This is a genomic window from Flavobacterium hydrophilum (genome assembly GCF_003202405.1).
Lineage (GTDB): Bacteria > Bacteroidota > Bacteroidia > Flavobacteriales > Flavobacteriaceae > Flavobacterium > Flavobacterium hydrophilum.
The window spans coordinates 1,220,371-1,241,145 of record NZ_QJHL01000001.1 but is presented as its reverse complement, the minus strand read 5'-3'; the positions used below and the strand labels follow the sequence as shown (position 1 = coordinate 1,241,145).

Sequence of the window (20,775 nt, the reverse complement as noted above, 5' to 3'; positions counted from 1 at the left end):
CATATTGTATTACGGTGAATGTGCATTTTATTTATTCATCTCTTTTTCAATTTCTTTGATAAGTTCATTTGCAAGTAGTCTTACATTTTCTTTATAAACCCTTATGTTATTTTTACCAATTTTGATGAGAAATTTTATTGACTTTTTAAATTTTGGTATGAATATAGTTTTGCTTTGGATTTATTTGTATTTTCTATCATTTTGTCAAAACACTTAAATAGAAAATCATTATGTAAATAAAAGGAAGCGAAAAAAGGCTTCTTTCTATTCTTCAAAAAAGTTATCACAATATTTTAAAATTAAATCTTTAAAATATACTTTCAATAATACTATAATAAACCTCACAAATCTGGTTGAATATTTTAATACTTTCCCCTAATAAAAAAATGGCAAAGCAATTAGAAACATATATTTCTAAGACTTTTTATACCCTAAATTTTGTATTATCTAATTATTGATAGTACATAGTTCTACTTGAAATATTCATTAATAATAGTTCTAAAATAATTGGAAAAAAGGAATACAAACCCAGTATCTCTTTTTTTAACAATTTTGTTAATTTTTGTTTTTATTTAATAAGTCTTTTTTTATTAATTAGTCTTCATGATTTATAATTAATAAAAAAAAGTTTCTTTTTTTCACAATATACTAAAATACAATCGATTGCAAGTTAAAAAAACATAATACATGATGGGAAAAATTTATTTTATTTAACACGACAATACTTTCACCTGACCTAACAAAACTCAAAAAATATTTACATGAAGCTAAAACTACTAACACTAACCAGTCTTTTTTTTATTAATAGCAATATAATAAATGCTCAAAATACAAATACCGGAACAGACGCAGGAAATGCCGGAACCAACAACAGTGCTTTTGGTTATTATGCCGGAAATGTTGTTACAGGCAATAACAACTCTTTTTTTGGAACTAATTCTGGTTTAAATACTACCAGTGGTAGCAATAATGTTTTTGCTGGTTATAAATCAGGAAATACAAATACTACTGGTCAAAAAAATATATTTATTGGATCTGAAGCAGGAAAATTTAATGTTGAAGGGAGTTTTAATGTGTTTTTTGGTAACCAATCGGGATATTTTAATACTTCCGGAGTAGCCAATGTCTTTTTAGGCTATAAATCAGGTTATGGAAATTTAACAGGGTCTCATAATGTATTTAGTGGTTATGGAGCAGGAACCTATAATACAACTGGTCGTCATAATATTTTTACGGGTTATGAAGCCGGATATTTGAATTCAACAGGAGAATATAATGTAATTATTGGTGATGAATCAGGGTATTCAAGCAATGGCACAGGTAACACATTTACTGGTCGTCAAGCAGGATATCAAAATGTAACTGGAAATTATAATGTCGCTATGGGGTATAAGGCAGGATACTCAAACAGTGCCGGATCCTATAACATTTTTTTAGGATACAAGGCGGGAGAAAATGAAACCACCAGCAATCGCTTATATATAGACAATAGCCCTACAATTACACCTTTAATTTACGGAAAATTCGATACCGATCAATTAGGCATCAATACCAATATAATTCCAACAGGTTATACAATGGCTGTAAAAGGAAAATTTATTACTGAAGAAGTAAAAGTTCAAACTTACACCAACTGGCCGGATTTTGTATTCAAAAAAGAGTACAACTTACCTACTTTAAGTGAAGTAGAGCAGCATATTAAAGAAAATGGTCATTTACAAAATATTCCTTCGGCCAGTGAAGTTTCTGAAAATGGAATTCTATTGGGAGAAATGAATGCCAAACTATTACAAAAAATTGAAGAACTGACTCTCTATATTATTCAACAGGAAAAACGCTTCAATGATCAGGAAGCACGTTTGAAAAAGTTAGAAGCAAAATCTAAATAACTATATATATCACATATTCAATTTACGGTCACGTCAAAAACAAATTAATTCAAGTGATAAAATACAATTTATATACCGACTACCTTTTTAGAAAGACTTCTTAAAATTTAAATCTCATTACACTCCATTAGCCTTATGATTATGCAAAAAAAAGTAAGCAAATTTAAAAAATTACTGGCTATTTACTTAGCTATGATGATTCTGCTGGAAACCTTACAACCTATGCAGATGTATGCCTTAACAAGTGGTCCAACACAACCCGAGTTCAATTCCTTCACCCCTATCGGCACATCTGATATGGTAGATTTAACTAATGGAGATTTTAATTACAATATCCCGATCATGGACGTAGGCGGATATCCACTTAATCTATCTTATAATTCTGGAATCACTATGGATCAGGAAGCTTCCTGGGTAGGTCTGGGATGGAATTTAAATGTCGGTCAGATTGAGCGTCAGGTTCGGGGATTACCTGATGATTTTAATGGTGATGAAGTGCTTTATGAAAATAATCTGAAAAAGAATATCACGGTAGGTACTAATTTAGGTGTAAATCTGGCATTTGCTGGAACTGACAGCAAATTGTTTACAGCCGGTGCAGGTATTGGAGTTGAATACAACAATTATGAAGGTGTTTCTTTTCGTCCTTCATTTGGAGTCGGATTTAATTTAAGCGACGAAGTAGGCGTTGGACTAAATTTTACAAGTTCAGTAACTGAGGGAGCAAGTGTGACCCCTTCACTAAGTATTTCCCAAAAAATGACAACACAATCAAGTGGTGTAGTTAATTACATCGATGGTACAGGTACAATAGGATTGGGATTCAATAGTCGAAAAGGACTTGAGAATCTTAATTTATCTGCATCAGTAAAAAACAAAGCGTATGTTGCAAATTGTGAATCTAATCATGATACCCGTATAGAAAATAAAGAGAGTATTGGAGGAAGTATTTCTTTTAACAATCAAAGTTTTACACCAAGTAAACGAATAGGTTTTAAGAATTACAGTTTTAGTTTTAATGGTGCCGTGGGTGTTGAAGCATGGTTTTTAGAGCCACAGTTTCAAATGACCGGATATGGATCGTATCAGGAAATTGATCCGGAATATAAATATCGACCAGAAAAAGCTTTTGGTTATGAATACACAGAACATAAAAAGAAGCAATCAGGAATACTGGACTTTAACAGAGAATACAATAGGAGCGTTTCTGAAAATACAACGGCGCTTCCGGTAACAAATTACACTTATGACACTTATAATATTGAGGGACAAGGTGTTTCTGGCATGTTTAGACCCTATCGCTCAAAAGTAAGTTATGTTTATAATGATGCTGTTGTTGACCGGGGAATTGGAATTAGTACTGGAGCAGAATTTGGTATTGGTGAATTACTGCACTGGGGTTTTGACTTTAAGGCAACAACTACGGTTAGCTCAACTGATGGCTGGTTTAAAAATAATAATGCGATAAAACATTTAGAAGAAAAAAATACAGATAAAAAAGCTGCAGGTTACGAACCTGTAAGTTTTAGGTTGGTCGGAAGTATGTCTGTAGATCCGGAAATTAATATTTACGACGGGATTCAAACTACAAATCCATTACGATTTGGACTTGGCGGAGTATCCAAAAGCAGAACTGTGATACCTAAATATTTTAATGAAACTTCCCTTACGAGTAATATTCCAAATCAAAGAACTAAACGCGTTCTGAGAAATCAACTGGTCCACAAAATCACGGATGAAGAAGCAATAAGGGATTCTAATTTTATTATAAGGAACCCAAATGCCAAATCACATCATACTGCCGGAATAAAAGTAGTACAAAATGATGGTACCACTTATGTATACGGAAATACGGTTTATAATACCAAAAAGGTAGAAGCTACTTTTGATGTGTCGGGTAAAACCGGAAACAATACTAGTGGATTAGTTCCTTATGATGCAGATTTAACTAAAAATTACAGCAATAACAGCGATCAGTATTTAAATAAAATCACTACAACTCCCTATGCACACACTTATTTACTAACTTCTGTTTTGTCCACCGACTATCAGGACATTGATGACAATGGTCCCTCCATTAATGATCTGGGAAGTTATACTAAGTTTGAGTATCAAATTAGAAATTCTACCTATAAATGGAGAATTCCGTATGAAGAAAACATGGCCACTTATAACAGAGGACTTATTTCTAAAACCGATGACGAAAAAGGAACATACTTATATGGCGAAAAGGAACTAAAATATTTAACCCGAATTGTTACTAAAACCCATGTAGCCTTTTTTGATCTTGATGAAAGAAAAGATGCCAGAGGTGTTCTGGGAGAAACTGGCGGCATAGGTGCAGGTTCAGGAAAAATGTATAAAATTAAATCCATAAGACTTTATGCATTACCTGAAGTATCCAACTCATCTGGCACCATCACTGATCCGGGGGAAAACGGAGTTGTAAAACCTATAAAAACAGCCCATTTTGTTTACAATTATAACTTATGCAAAGGAATGCCAAACAATGACGGAACCGCTGTGGAACTAACAGGTGATAATGCAAAAGGAAAGTTGACATTAGAACGTGTTTATTTTACATACAGAGGTTCGAAAATGGGAAAATATACACCTTATGTTTTTGATTACGGAACTAATAATCCGGATTATGATTTAAAAGGTTTTGATATTTGGGGTAATTATAAAGTGAATCCTGAATTTAGTGGAAACAGCGAAGTATCATCATCTCCGTTGTCAACCGCAGAATTTGCTTTTGTAGAGCAAGATGTGGCAAAGGCCAATTTATATACCGGTGCATGGACCTTAAAAAATGTCAAATTACCTTCGGGCGGAAAAATTTCTATCGAAACCGAAAGTGATGATTATCAATATGTCCAGAACAAAAAGGCTATGCAGATGTTTAAGGTTTTAGGTTGTGGAAATCAGGCAGTACCGCCTTTAACTATAACCAGTACACTCTATGGTAATGGCACACAAAACAAATATCTTTATGTCAAATTAAATAATGAATCTTCGGACTTAGACAGGGATACGTTTGTAGAAAAATATTTAAAAGAAAATTTAGATAAACCCATACAGTTTCGCTTTTTATTAAATATGACAAGCAAAAGCTGGCAGAAGGAATATGTTTCGGGCTATTTTAAAATAAAAGAAGATGGACAAACTAATCCAATAACGATAACTGAACGATCGGAAGGAACAGTAGTTTCAATTCCTTTAGAATTTTTAAAGCTTGATGGAGGGACTAATAGTAATGATAATGTTAATCCTATAGCAAAAGCAGGCTGGGGATTTGGCAGAACGTATCTGAACAGAGTCGTATATAGTTTAGGAGGCGACAGCGTAAACGATGATTTTACGTCAATTGTTAAAGATTTAGTTGGAAGTATAAAAGCTATAACAGAAATTTTTAACGGTCCCAACAAAGCTTTAAAAGATAAGGGCTGTGCCAGTAATTTTGACCCAAATAAATCGTGGATTAGGTTAGAAAATCCGAACGGCCGAAAATTAGGTGGAGGTTTAAGGGTAAAATCAATAAAATTAAGCGATAGTTGGGGTAAAATGCTAGGCAATACAGGCTCTGAACAGTCAGACCCTGATACTATGGAGTATGGACAAACCTATACTTATAACGATGCATCAGGAAAATCATCCGGAGTTGCGACTTTCGAACCTAATTCATGTTCTGAAAATCCATTGGTGGAGCCCTTTTATAACAATCAGGGGAATTATGCGGAAAACATTGCTGCACCAAAAGAAAACAATTACATTGAAAAACCATTTGGACAAAACTTTTTTCCTGCTCCAAGAATTACGTATTCCCGAGTTTTGGTAAAGAATCTGGAACGTAAAGATGAGGCAACTCAATTTAAGGTAAAAAAACATGCTACAGGAATTGTTGTTACCGAACATTATACAAGCTATGATTTTCCAACAAAAGTTAGCTATACAAAGCTGGATACAAAAACAGACCTGGTTCCAAATAATATTTTAGGAGCTATAATTAAAACAGCAAATGTAAGAGTAAGAAACCATCTTACCATGTCGCAAGGTTATTCAATTGAAACCAATGACATGAATGGCAAAATAAAATCACAATATGTATATGCTGAGAGCCAGGCTGATTTACTTTTACAGCAAAATCCTGCGAGTCCTGCTGTCCCAACTTCGTATGTAAAATATAAATACAATATTGATGCAGATAATAATTTAGTCAACAATTTAACGACTATCAATTCGGCAGGAGAGGTAGAAACGAAATTAATAGGAGTTGATTATGATCTAGTTAATGATTTCAACGAAAGTCATTCTGAAACCAGCCTTAAAGGATTTGATGCGAATATGGCCACTGTTTTGTTTGGTATTTTCCCTGTATTTGTACCTAAAGTTATCCCGAAATTGTCTTATCATGAAAATTTGCTGCGAACTGCGGTAACTACAAAACATGTTCATAAAACAGGTATTCTGCTTGAAAAAACGGCCTACGATTTAGGTTCAACAATAAGTACTAAAAATATAGCCTGGGATGCTGATACCGGCGAAGTTATTTTGACCCAGACCCAAAATGAATATAATGACAATTATTATTCTTTTACTTATCCCGCCTACTGGATGTATGACGGAATGGGAATGGCAAGTAAAAATATTGGTATTGAAGGTACTTTAGTTGCGAATACTCCAATCGAACCGGCATGTAAGTATCCATCATCAATAGACCCAGGATACAGATTAAAAGACTACACTGGACCTTTGATCAGTATATTCCATGTAGGAGATGAACTATGTATAAAAGACGGTTTAACACAAACTGCTGAGAACTTTCCTGAGAAACTTCCAACAGTATACAAATTATGGGTTATTAGAGTACACAATGGTGGAGTCTTATTAATGGACAGGTATGGAAATTATATAAATCCATGTGCTGAAACCCCAGCGCTTAACTTTAAAATTGTACGTTCCGGTTATCGAAATTTACAATCAGCGGCCATGTCAACCATAATAACGATGACAAATCCAATCGCAAATGGTAATTTAAATGCAAATAGTTTAATTTATTCAGCCTCTTCAACTGTAAATCCAAAAATTTTAAATGCGAATGCAATAGTGTACAAAGATTTTTGGAATATCCAAAAAAATATTGATTTTCCATCCTACCCTGAAAAAGATCCAAGTTTATATATTACCCTTAATGGTCCGGAAGGCCCATATCAGGTGTATAATGGTCCGACTTATACAGACAATGATGGAAATCCGACTTATCCGTTCAAGCTCAATACTAATCCCTATTTATGGAATATAAAAGGAAACTGGAGAGCAGAGAAATCATACGCGTACTTAGCCGGAAGGAATTCAGCTTCGGCTAATAATCCCAGAAATGAAGGTTTTTTTAATAGCTTTTCACCTTTTTACCAACTGACTAATGGGGTTTGGACAGCAAAAACTAATAATTGGACCTACGCCAGCAGCGTAACGAAAGTAAGTCCGTATGGTGAAGAATTGGAAAACAAAGATGCTTTGGAACGTTATAGTGCTGCACAATATGGGTATCAACATAAATTGCCAATGGCTGTCGCTTCAAATTCTAAATATCAGCAAATGGGCTTTGAAGGATTCGAAGAAATAAAGTCATGGAAATTCGATAAGCATTTTGGATTTAATACTATTCCGCCCGATTTTGTTTCAACAGAATCCCATACTGGTAAAGGAAGTCTGAAAGTATTGAATGGTCAGACTAAATCATTAACCAGAAAACTATCCGCAACTTACAAATCATATAAGTATTTGAGCTGTGCTGTTAACCCCATTATACAATATTGTCCTACTAGTTATACATTAGGAAATGCTAACTATCCAGGAACTGATATGAATGGCATGTATGTTAGCAAGTTTACTTTTAAATGTGCAGGCGATATTAGACAATCAAATTCCCAAGGCAACACCCCAGCTTATTTAGTAAAAGTAATTGATAACAATCTCTATGTTGGTTTTAATGCAACTCAATTCAATCAGCGATTAAGTACCAATCAGTCTTTCTATATAACAATAAGTTTCTATGTAGACGGTGTTCCTACAACAAATATCAGGGTTGGAAACAAAATAACTGGTGGAGGAAGCGGATTAGCTTATGACTGTAAGTTGAATAATGACTCTCTACCTTGGTAAAATTTAAATATCAAAAAATGAAAAAAATAATATATACCCTAATCATTTTCCTCATTACGTCAGCCACTTTTGCTCAAACTAATAATGAGGGTTCTTTTATGCCCCTCACTTCTACTACCTTAACAACAAAGTATATTGTAAGTGGGTGGGTAAAAGAAACGCAAACAGTACTGCCTGTAACTTATACCAATTCTTCAATAGTTGTTTCAATAAATAATCCTGCTGTAATTCATACCATAACCTGTGTTCCATCAGGGGCAATTATTGATGGCTGGCAGCGAATTATTGGTATTCTGGAAATTCCGCCTATACCAACATTAGATCCAAATGCCACTATCAAAATTGATTTAAATTGCAACGGAAATGCGATAAGCTGTTATTTTGATGATATACGATTCTATCCTTATGAAGGAAGCCTTAAAAGTTTTGTTTATGATGAAGATACACAAAGACTAATGGCTGAATTAGATGAAAATAATTATGCTACTTTCTATGAATATGACTTAGAAGGAGGACTTATCCGGGTAAAAAAAGAAACCGAAAAAGGAATTTATACCATACAGGAAACCAGAAGCAGTACAGCTAAAATTAATCCCTAAAAATAATTTTTCTGTTTTAGCACAAAACTTTTAATTCCAAATCAATATTAAAATATATGAACATTATATTCAAAAATTGGATCAAAAAATTCTATCTGCTTGTTGCATTTTGCTTTTCACTGTTCTCCCACGCTCAGGTACAAGAACAGGAATATGGCAGTTTTACCCCAACACCATTACGAACTTTTACCGCCGGTACTGTTCTGGATTCTGAATACAATATCCCTAATCAAAAAAACATAGATGCTTATTCCTATTTCTCATTATCTATTGACAATGAAAAAGCACCTTATACCGGATATAGCGTCACGGCGGCTTTTGAGATTACACCTTATGACCAGTCTGGAACTTTACTTACAGCCGAAATGGTTACCAAAACTATGACTGTCAACTACAATCATAACTTTAGCACAGTCAGTCCTGCTTTTAGCGACTTAAACTATTTTAAAATCAAAAATAAATTCGGTCTCAGAGTCGCACTGGTTTCTAACAGCATTGTAGTAAAAGATCTTTCCAATACTGTAATTCCTTTTGCTTCTGCCACAGCACAATTGAATAATGTCACAGTAAATATGGGCTTCAAAGCCCAAAGATATTATCCTTTGGCTACGACTTTAATTAGCCCAATAGCAACAACAAATGCTAATGCAACAGCCATTAAAATTGAGTGGACTGCTTTAACAGGAGCCATTGAATACGAGTTAGAATGGACATGGGTTGATAATTATAGTGAAACAAACAGTACTGCTGTTACTCCTCCTCAAAATATTCCGTTTACGGAAAGAAATTTCGATTTGAATAATACCCGAATTGTAATCAAAGCAAATGGATCTGCAAACAATTACGATATTCCACAAATTTACAGCAAAGGGTATCTGCTCTACAGAATAAGAGGAATAGGGCGAAATGCTACTAATGAAAATGCAAAAACATATGGAACCTGGAGTTCAGGAACCGGAGCAAAAACAACTGTTGCAGACTGGCCCAATCAAATTACAATAGCCGAGCATGAAAATAATAAAAACTGGCAATTTCAGGCAAGCTATGCTGAGGACGGGAAGAAAAAAGAAGTCGTTAGTTATTTTGACGGATCACTCCGAAATCGCCAGACCGTTACCAAAATAAACTCAGACAATGTTGCTATTGTAGGTGAAGTTATATATGATACTCAGGGAAGGCCTGCTATTGAGATATTGCCAACACCCGCTCAAGATAATACAATTCATTATTTTCCAAATTACAATTTGTTTAATGCCACGACACGATATTCAAATAAAAATTTTGATTATGGGCCAAATAGCTGTACAACTGCTACAGCATCCATGACCAATACTGTTTCAGGGGCAAGCAGATACTACTCGGCAAATAATGAATTCTCATCTTCTGTAAATAGAAATTTCATTCCGGATGCAAAACTGTTTCCTTTTTCCCAGACAGAGTATACTCCTGACAACACCGGAAGAATTTCCCGCAAAGGAGGAGTTGGTGACAAACATCAATTGGGATCCGGGCATGAAATGAAATATTTCTACGGAGTACCGTCTGACATGGAATTAAACAGACTTTTTGGCTATAAAGTCGGAGATGTTTCCCATTACAAAAAAAACACCGTAATTGACCCCAATGGCCAAATTTCTGTTAGTTATTTAGATCCGCAAGGGAGAACAATTGCTACTGCGCTGGCCGGAGCAAATTCTACCAATTTAGAGAGCCTTCCTGAGGAAACAAGTACAGGTACTAGAGTAGATAATAATTTAATTACCAATAATACATTAGAGGAAAGTGGTGCATTTAAAGGCAATCTGGATAAAAAAACAATTACTAAAGAAATTGTAGTTTCAGATCTTATACCATACAATTTTAGCTACACTTTAAATCAAAGCAGCTCTTTTCAGCTGGAATGCCAGACCCCTGCTTTTTCTTATCCTTTTGTTTACGATCTGGATATATCCCTTAAAAACAATTGTGGCGAAGAACAATTAACAACGCCTGTACACCAGCCTTTAGGTGAAAAAAAATTAGATGGAATACCGACACCAGTAACGGTGAACAAAGGCAGTCTCATTTCTACAGTGTTAACAGCAGGAAACTATAGCTTAACAAAAGATCTGAAAGTAAATGAGAGTGTATTAAAATCCTATATTACTGATTATGTAAAAAAACTGACCACTGCGGGTTCGTCCTGTTATATAAACCCAAATGCTTACAAGGCCAATGCAACTTTGCTGCTTGAAAGTTGTAATTTTGGTTGTCAAAGTTGTAAAGATAAATTAGGACCCAAAGCAACATACGTTCAGAATTCTTTTAATGCCTTTTATTCAAGTACTTTAATTACTGCATCCGGAACTACAACAATTGATGTTCAGCTTAACGGAGCTACGAATATTGATGGTTCTGCTATTGATCCAGTTGAAAAATCAGGCTTAACAACCCGTTTTTCAAAAGAATGGGATTTGCTATTCAGCGAGTGTGTTAAATATTGTGATCCGGATATTGTATTTGCATCTTCATGCGATGTAAATGAGGGAATGCTTCTGAGTGATGTTAGCCCGAATGGTCAATATGGAGCTACATCCAATACCTATATCAATGATGCCAACCTTCCGGTTACACCAAATCCAGCCTATAAAGTAAGTGTCTTTAATAACACTAGTCCTGAGAGCTCAACAGGAAATCAATTATTTTATTACGCTGATAATTCAGCTTCTGGAAATAACTGGAAAAAACCTGTAACACCTTACAAAAATGACGATGAAACCATTCCGTGGATTGAGATTGAAACTACAGATAATGAAACTACATTTAAACCGGAAATAGACCGTACATATATTTCTATACCATCAACTGAAAGACAAAAAATAACAAATGGCGACGGTTCTTATACCTATAAAGTAAACCCGAAGTATTTGAAAAATAGTGCCGATTTTATTGACAACTGGAATGACGGCTGGGCTGTATCACTGGTAAATTATCATCCGGAATATAATTATCTGGTATATAGTAAAGCTCTATGCGGTATTACCAAGACTATTAATGGTGTTGCGCTTACATCAGACGATTATGATAACCGTATTCAAAATGCCACTACTTTTGAACTGGCAAAATCAAATGGATTCATTGATTTAGCGGGTACTAATTTTGATTTAATTTACACCAACGATCCTTATTTTCAAAGTTTTACAACAGCAGGTATTGAAACCACAAACCAGTCTGCTTTAAGATACAATCCGAATACTTCCGGCAATACCAGTATCATGTATCAGGCCCTAAAAAGCAATTATTCCGGAAATCAGACAATGTTTCAAAATGCAGTTAAAGTAGTTTTATGTTCTCCAATAAATAACTGCTCTTCAGCATTTAGTACAGCAAGCGCAACTCAAAAAGATGAAATCTGGAACGTCTATAAATCTTTATATCTGGGACTAAAGGCTAATATAAAACACATTTATCTAAATCTATATGCTTTAGAGAAAAAAACATATAATGGCTGTATTGGTACAGAAAAGTCTAAAAATGTAGCCAATGTTCTGGGGAGTAGCTTTGCCACTCAAAAAACAGCCATTAACAATGCCATTCAGGCAATAACTGCGACAGGTACACTATGTGCCAGTACCAGTGCGCCTCTGTATGCAAAACTGGAAAGACGTTTTATTCCAACAGATTACGGTTATGATTCTTCAACAGATGCTGGTACAGTAGTAGCCAATGTTAAAGCAGTAAATAATTACCAGGTTTATGCCCAAACAGGGAACTGCCCTCTTTTGTCAGATTTAGATCTTTTTTTAAATATTTTTTTTAAAGATCCAATTCTTCCTATTACGTTTACTACTACAAATGCTACTTATTCAACATTTAACAAGCAATATTTAAGCGCCAATTTATTAAAAGCATTATCTCCGGGCGTTGCAATACCTACTACGACACTTAATATCAATTCAACTTCTACAGGAACAAAATTAGACATTCGTTTTAGCAGTACTACTCCCAGCATCACCAGCGGAATTACAAGTTTGACTACTCCTTCCTCCACTTACAACTGGTCTGGTTATGGCTCGACCTGGAAAATTATCAATCTAAAACAATTTTTCTATGATAAAGCTACTTCTACTCCCGGAAGCGGAATTTTCAAATTTAAAGTAATTGCTGAAATCAGTAATGGATCAAATGCTGTAAAAATTGGGGAAATTCTATTAACAGGGACAACCTCTGCAGCGATAGGGGAATGTGGAGTGGACAGTAGTAGTATTGGAGAAGTATTAAATCCAAATGCTACTAATTATAGTCAAAATGTATGCGATAAAGAAACTAAATTCGAGACTGCTTTTGTGGCTCTTTTAAATGAGTTAAAGGCAAATGGAACTTTAAATAGCACTACTCCGGTTGATCTTTACTACTATAATAATTACAGGAACAATTATTTACAATCGTTTTTTGGTTCAGATTCCTCAGCTTTCTGGGTTAAGGATACTTCGTACCCTAATGCTTCTGTTTGTTATATTAAAAAAGCAGATGTAATAGTAGCAGGATTTTATATTTATTCCGCAGGTGATGAATTAAGTACACTTTCATTTGACAACTTTACTTCATTAAATATATTTAATAATTCATCAACTACCTATGGATTTGAATTAAAATATAAATATGATGGAAATTATGAAGGTATCCTTGTTGGAGAAATTGATTTATTTTATAACAACTTTGACTGCCCTGTTGTAGCCCAGAAATGTATCCCACAGACTATAGCACCAGTTGCTTGTGACAACGCAAAAAAAACAGAATATATACAATTTATAAATGGTGCATTCGATGTTGCCCCTGCCCTATCCAATTACAGTATAGATGCAGCCAGTATACAGTTCTGCGAGAACAATTATCAATATATCTTTGATAGTTATAAGGCCTATATCAATCAGATGAAAAGTATTGGCTTAACATCTGCGCACGATATTCGTTTCAGAACCATTTCAGAATTTGGAAATACCTATCTTAATTATGGTTTTTCAGATATCGGAAATGCCATTACACAATACTCCGCCTATTACGTAGCTCATGCAACTGATGCCGATTTACTGAACTGGAATGACTGGGTAAATATAGAATTTAGGAAAACCAATACTTTATGTCCGCCGGCTCCTCTGTCAAATACTTTCACAAGCCCAATGCCTGCTGATGAAGCAAAAACCTGCGATCATTTTAGTATTAATATAGATGGTGCATTTGGAAATGATATCTATAACAGTGTCATAGAGGCCAAAAAACAGAAATTCATAAAAGATTATATCACTCAGGCGATGACTGCAGTTGAGACTTTTGATATGAATTATACAGATAAGGAATATCAATATACCTTATACTATTATGACCAGGCAGGAAACCTTACGCAGACAGTAGCTCCTGAAGGTGTAAAACGTATGACATTGGACAAGGCAGCAAACGACAACATAAATGCATACCGAACAGGCAATGATCCTGCAGAAAATACAGCTTTGCAGCCTGCCCACACCTTTAAAACCCAATATAAATACAACACATTAAATCAATTGGTGTGGCAAAAAACGCCTGACGGAGGTGAAACCCGTTTCGCTTACGACAAATTAGGCAGAATTATTGCTTCCCAAAATGCAAATCAAGCCAAGCCGGGATCTGGATCGGTAAGATTCAGTTATACTTCCTACGATGGATTAGGCCGTATTACTGAAGCCGGTGAAATACTAAATCCAAATACAGCTACCGCAACGACTTATACTATAAACGATGAAGGAAAATTAGTTTATGGAGGTGTTACAATTGTGGATGCCTTTACCGCTAATATTGCCAGCAAGACTGAAGTAACCAGAACTGTTTATTCTGATGATCCGGGTGTAGAGAACTGGACCCCTACGGTACCACCGGGTGTGACACCCCCAGTATTAACACGAAATGCATCTTATTTCTTTTCAGATAAATCAACTACTCCTGCCCTCAACAATATAAACAGGGTAACGGGTGTGTTTTATTATGATACTTACATCGCAGCGTCTCCGTTAAATTTCAATAACGCCATTTTTTACAATTATGATATTCATGGCAATGTAAAAGAGGTAATCAATTATTATTCAGCACTAAGGAATGTAAACTGTATTTCATCTTCCAAAAATGATTGCGAAGCACATATCAAAAGAGTGGTTTATGACTATGACCTTATCAGCGGGAATGTCAATACCGTAACTTTTCAGCCTAACAAACCGGATTTATTTGTTCATAAATACAATTATGATGCAGATAACAGAATTGTCGATGTACAAACCTCATCAGACAATGTGCTATGGGAAAAAGAAGCGAATTATAAATACTATCTCCACGGTCCTCTGGCACGAGTTGAACTAGGAAATAAAAAAGTACAGGGTATAGATTACGCTTATACCCTGCAAGGATGGCTCAAAGCCGTAAACGGTGAAAACCTGACCGCTGCTGCCAATGATATGGGACAAGACGGACTGGCTTCAGGAACTACCAAAACATTTGATGCTTTTGGGTATTCTTTAAACTATTACGACAAAGATTATAAGTCAATCGGCAGTACCGATGAAACTTCGGGCTTCAAACCTTTGATGTACAGTCGAAACAGTACGATTCAGCCCAATTCAAAAGATTTGTTTAATGGCAACATCAAGCAAATGACTACTGCCATACGCAAAACAGACGGCAGTTTGCTTAACATTCAAAAGAACACCTATACGTATGACCAGCTCAATCGTATAAAAAGCATGAAATCCAGTGCGATCGTACCTAATGCTTCTTCAGGCACCACCAGTTACGATTCGAGTTATTCGTATGATAAAAACGGAAACCTCCAGACCCTAAACAGAAAAGCCCCAAACAGCAACGGAGTGCCAACCGAAATGGATAAACTGACCTATGAGTATCCTAACGAAACTGGTCAGCAGTACCGAAACAGCAATAAACTGGCCCTGGTTAAAGATGCAGCTGGGATACCCGCAGCAACATTTGCTGGCGATTTAGAAGATCAGGTGGCCAAACTGGCTGCCTTAACTCCTCAAATAACGTATAATATCAATGATTCTGAGACGCATAATTATATTTATGACGATATAGGACAGCTTATTGAAGACAAAACAGAAGGAATACTCATAAACTGGCGTGTAGACGGAAAAGTAAAAAGTGTCGTAAAAGGAACCGTAACGTATGCTTTTGAATATAATGGCTTAGGAAACCGAATCGCTAAAAAAGAAGTGAAACCGGGCCTTATCACCACCACTTATTATGCTCACGATGCCCAGGGGAACGTGCTTGGCGTATATGAAGAAAAATTTAAGCCTAAGGAAACTGACCTGCAAAATGACCTGCTTTTAAACAGCTACAATGTTACTAGTGTTGCCTTAAAACGCGCCATCAATAACATATTTATGACCAGTGATGGCAGTACTGCAAGCGTAAGTGCAAACGGAAATTTAAAGCTGCAGGCAGGGAATTCTATTACGATTAAAAATTTCACAGCAGTTCAGGGCAGTACTTTTGTAGCACAAATTACGCCTGTGCAGGCCAACAACAACGAGTCTGTATTAACCCTTAAGGAACACCATATTTTTGGCAGCAGCCGACTTGGTCTGGAAACCAAAAATTTAGTAGTATACAACAGCACCAATACCAGCGGAACAGTTGACCCGGTTCAGACAAATTTCTTATCTTTGATTGGTGATAAACATTTTGAATTATCCAATCATTTAGGCAATGTACTGGCGGTAATAAGCGACAAAAAAATCCCGACCGCCATAGCAGGTGTATTTAACCCTGACGTTCTTACTTATTCTGATTATTACCCTTTTGGTATGTTGGTGCCTAATAGGCATGCGGATAGTGATAAATATCGTTATGGGTTCCAGGGACAGGAAATGGACAACGAACTGAAAGGTGAAGGGAATTCATTGAATTATACTTTTAGGATGCATGATCCTAGGATTGGTAGGTTTTTTGCGGTGGATCCTCTTGAATCTAAATATCCTTTTTATAGTCCTTATCAATTTGGGGGGAATGACCCTATTTCCTCTGTCGAATTAGAAGGACTTGAACCTAGTAAGGCTAATACTCCGATTCAAGAGCCATATAAAGGAGGTATTTCAAATTATGAAGCTGAAGAATCTAAAGGTACTGTACCAGGAGGTTATTCAACCTCACAAAGATGGAAAATAGGAGGATATACTATTACTCCTAATTATGTAAAAACCAGTGAAAATACTTCTGAATTAAGCCATTATACCGCAAGTGTAGAAATAAAAGATATTGCTGACGGAATGAAAGATGTAGTTCGAACAGATTGGATTATTCCTTATGCAAAATTAGGAGAATTTAAGGAGAAGGTTCAGTTATTTGAAGGTGCAGCAAATTTAATGTATGGTGCAAATGCAAAACTATCTGATTGGCAAATTAATTACCTTAACGGAAATAAAAAAGATGCTTTAACAGGGTATTTAAAAGAACAATGGAGTGATCCAGTTCAAGTTTTATTTGCTGTTGTAGGTACAATTGAAGGTTATTCTGCTCATTTAAAAAGTGAAGCCAAAGGAGCTACAGGAGCTCGAGTTAATGCACAGCGAATGAAAAGCCACGGACATCTTCCTGAGACTTCAGCAGGCACCAAAAGTTATATGAATTCAATAAGCGATGCTAAAAAGGTAGTAGATGCAATTCAAAATAGACAAGCAACAATAATGAAAATCACAACTGATGGGAAAGTATATGTTAAATACAATGGTGTATCAGGGACTTATATGAATAATGGCGTCGAAGTCCCTACAAATTTATTTTACGTTCAAGGGATTAGACAAAATCAAGCAAAAGTTGTTCCTGTTCATCCAAACTCAAAATTTTAATTATGGATATTAATACACACTTACCGTATATAATAAGAGCTCTGCTTTATCATATTACAGAAAACATGAGAATCATTTATATTACAAAAAATAAACATGAGGAATTCTGTGTTAATATTATATTTGAAGAAATTCCAACTCAAGATGAAATTGAATTATTGATTGATATAACAGGAGAAATGGACTGTGATATGATTTTTAAAAATACTACTTATAAATATCTAGTAACTAAGGAAAGTATTAGTGAAATATTTAAATCAATTAACGATTTTTATTTAATTTATGCAAGAAATGAAGACTAGGTAACCCACTGGCGCTCGTTTGTTCGTCATTCTGGTGCTCGGTTAGTGGGTAATGTATAGATGTGTTGGTGGTTAATTATTTGATATAACATTTGCAGAAAATCAACGATTTAGAGTAATATCGTAGTTAAAAAAAGACAACCTTCGGGTTGTTTTTTTATTTTATAATGTCTTAAATCGAATAAAATGGCTTTAAATAGGACTTGGTATCCAGATAGCGCGGATATATCAACGCAAAGATAGCGCGGAAATGTTTTCCGTGCCCGTAACGATGAGACACAAACATAATCAAATAAGCAATTCCTAAAAGAATTGCTTTTTTACTCTCTTATATTTACAAAGATGTTTACGTAAATTAGAATACAAATCATAGTATTTACAATGAAGTTATTACAAACAACAGTAATTAAGTTTTATTCCCACTAGCGCTCGTTTGTGCGTCATTCTGGTGGTCGATTGCATCGAGTACCTACTTAAATTAAAAGGATAAAGGCAGCGTTTGCGGTTAATAAACGACAAAAACAATTCGTAAAAGAATGGCTTTTTACTCTCTGATACATAGGTAAGCTTATATTGAAATACAAAATACAGCTTTTACAACAAAGTCATTTGTAAAACAGAAGTAATTAAGCTTACTTCTGTTTTCAAAAAACAAAAATTCTCGTTCCAATAAGACCAAATCGGTCATTTGAAAGAAAATCAGATAAATACAGATTGAGAATAAAGCCTAAAATAACTAAACATCAAAAAGGTACTATTTAAATTAATGACATTGCGCTTGCCCCGGCTGGTCCGAGCATTAGTTAATACAGGCGCTGGCGCGATGCCTCTGGCTCGTGCACACAACCCGACCGCCACAGCAGGAGTATTTAACCTAATGCTCAGGGGAATGTGCTTGGCGTATATGAAGAAAAATTTAAACCTAAGGAAACCGACCTGCAAAACGACCTGCTTTTAAACAGCTACAATGTTACTAGTGTTGCCTTAAAACGCGCTATAAATAACATATTTATGACCAGTGATGGCAGTACTGCAAGCGTAAGTGCAAACGGAAATTTAAAGCTGCAGGCAGGGAATTCTATTACGCTGAAAAATTTCACAGCAGCTCAGGGCAGTACTTTTGTAGCACAAATTACGCCTGTGCAGGCCAATAACAACGAGTCTGTATTAACTCTTAAGGAACACCATATTTTTGGCAGCAGCCGACTGGGTCTGGAAACCAAAAGTTTAGTGGTATACAACAGTACCAATACCAGCGGAACAGTTGACCCGGTTCAGACAAATTTCTTATCTTTGATTGGTGATAAACATTTTGAATTATCCAATCATTTAGGCAATGTACTGGCGTTAATAAGCGACAAAAAAATCCCGACCGCCATAGCAGGAGTATTTAACCCTGACGTTCTTACTTATTCTGATTATTACCCTTTTGGTATGTTGGTGCCTAATAGGCATGCGGATAGTGATAAATATCGTTATGGGTTCCAGGGACAGGAAATGGACAACGAACTGAAAGGTGAAGGGAATTCATTGAATTATACTTTTAGGATGCATGATCCTAGAGTGGGGAGGTTTTTTGCTGTGGATCCACTCACTCACAAATTTCCTTTTTATAGCCCGTATCAGTTTAGCTCAAATTCGCCTATAATGTCAGTAGAATTAGAAGGATTAGAGACAAGCAAATTAGTCAATGAAAATGAAAAGCAAAAGGCAATAAATGAGCACGGTGCTATTAAAGTTTGGCTAACATTAAGAATTTTAGATTTTTATGAAGGATCTGTAAATGTTGGAAGGTTAACTCAAGGAAAACCTATTTTGAAATATCCATTAATACAAAGTAGTCCGCAAGAAAATCTTGAATCATTAAAATCTGTATACAATACAACTTTCGAAGTAATGTCTGTTTGGGAAACTGCCAAATATGGGATTGGTGGTGAAGATGGTGAAATTTCATTTAGTAATCCTTTTAAATCTTTAAAAAAGCCTAGAGCTCTCCAATCTGTTGCAGAAATTAGAGAAAATTTAGCACGAAATTTTTTAAGCAAAAACGGAGCTACAGATTTATTAAGGCATTTAAAAGCTATAGATTATAAATCTCAAGTTTATACCAAAGTACTTGAACCTGGAACAAAACTTTATAGATGGAGCAGAAAATCTTTTACAGGCTCAAAGGAATATTTCTCAACTGAAAAAGGATTTCATCCAACCGAAGCTGGTCTTCAAAGCTCTTTATTTTCCGGAGCAGCAGATTGGCAGTTTGAAGAATTTACATTAACTAAAAAAATTAAAGCACTACATTCCACAGTAAATTTAGATGGGCAACCAGGAGTAAAACAAGTATATAGCACAGAAATTCAAGCTAATTCTACATCAAAAGTGATTAATCCTGAATTTTAATTTAAATAATTATGAATAAAATAGACGACTTTTATTGTATTTTAACGAAAGCGATACTCAACAAGAATGTAGATATGGTTTATCTATACGATAAATCAAATGATTTGATTTTAAGTTTTTTATTTAAAAATAATAATGCATTGCCATATTTTAAAAATGAGGAGCTTAAACAAATTAATAGTGCTTATAGAAATAATGTAGTTGAAAACTTTAATCTTGTTTATTCTAAATATATTCAAAATGATCCATTAGTTTTTAAACTAAAAGCAATTAGTAATCAAGAAAAAAAGCAATTTATTGATGATTTTATACTTGATATTGAAGATTCTTCTCATCAAAAAGAAATTATCGAATGCATTAATATAGAAAATTTAGAAAAGGGAGGTATTTTAATTAGTAAAATTAACTTTGAAAAGTCTATGATTTATAGTAATAAATTAGGCATATTTTTAAATGAAAAGTTTCGTGATTTTTACTTCCCTTTAGGAATAAGTACTCACACATCAGTTATATGGTAAGCCCGATGGCTCGGATATGTCATCGTAACGATAAA

Annotated in this window: 7 protein-coding genes; all 7 read left to right on the top strand. The window is 34.9% G+C overall.

Features of this window, described 5'->3' with window-relative positions:
- Window positions 1-761 precede the first annotated feature (761 nt).
- The 7 genes from DMB68_RS04735 (at window position 762) to DMB68_RS04705 (ending at window position 20,740) form a co-directional block, all read left to right on the top strand.
- Complete coding sequence (locus DMB68_RS04735; RefSeq protein WP_110345492.1) at window positions 762-1,889, top strand: autotransporter outer membrane beta-barrel domain-containing protein; 1,128 nt, start codon at window positions 762-764, stop codon at window positions 1,887-1,889.
- A 141-nt stretch (window positions 1,890-2,030) separates the two neighbouring features.
- Window positions 2,031-8,054: a hypothetical protein gene (locus DMB68_RS04730; protein WP_124019388.1), complete on the top strand. Its 6,024-nt coding sequence runs from the start codon at window positions 2,031-2,033 to the stop codon at window positions 8,052-8,054.
- Between the two features lie 17 nt (window positions 8,055-8,071).
- Window positions 8,072-8,653 carry a hypothetical protein gene (locus DMB68_RS04725; RefSeq protein WP_124019387.1) on the top strand — a complete coding sequence of 194 codons (582 nt, stop codon included), beginning with the start codon at window positions 8,072-8,074 and terminating at the stop codon, window positions 8,651-8,653.
- A 56-nt stretch (window positions 8,654-8,709) separates the two neighbouring features.
- Entirely contained in the window at window positions 8,710-17,523 is an 8,814-nt protein-coding gene (locus DMB68_RS04720; RefSeq protein WP_110345489.1) for an RHS repeat-associated core domain-containing protein, read from the top strand.
- Between the two features lie 2 nt (window positions 17,524-17,525).
- Window positions 17,526-17,825: a hypothetical protein gene (locus tag DMB68_RS04715; RefSeq protein ID WP_110345488.1), complete on the top strand. Its 300-nt coding sequence runs from the start codon at window positions 17,526-17,528 to the stop codon at window positions 17,823-17,825.
- Window positions 17,826-18,716: 891 nt separating this feature from the next.
- Complete coding sequence (locus DMB68_RS04710) at window positions 18,717-20,222, top strand: RHS repeat domain-containing protein (protein WP_110345487.1); 1,506 nt, start codon at window positions 18,717-18,719, stop codon at window positions 20,220-20,222.
- A gap of 11 nt (window positions 20,223-20,233) precedes the next feature.
- Window positions 20,234-20,740, top strand: a complete 507-nt coding sequence (locus DMB68_RS04705; protein WP_110345486.1) for a hypothetical protein — start codon at window positions 20,234-20,236, stop codon at window positions 20,738-20,740.
- Window positions 20,741-20,775: the final 35 nt, after the last annotated feature.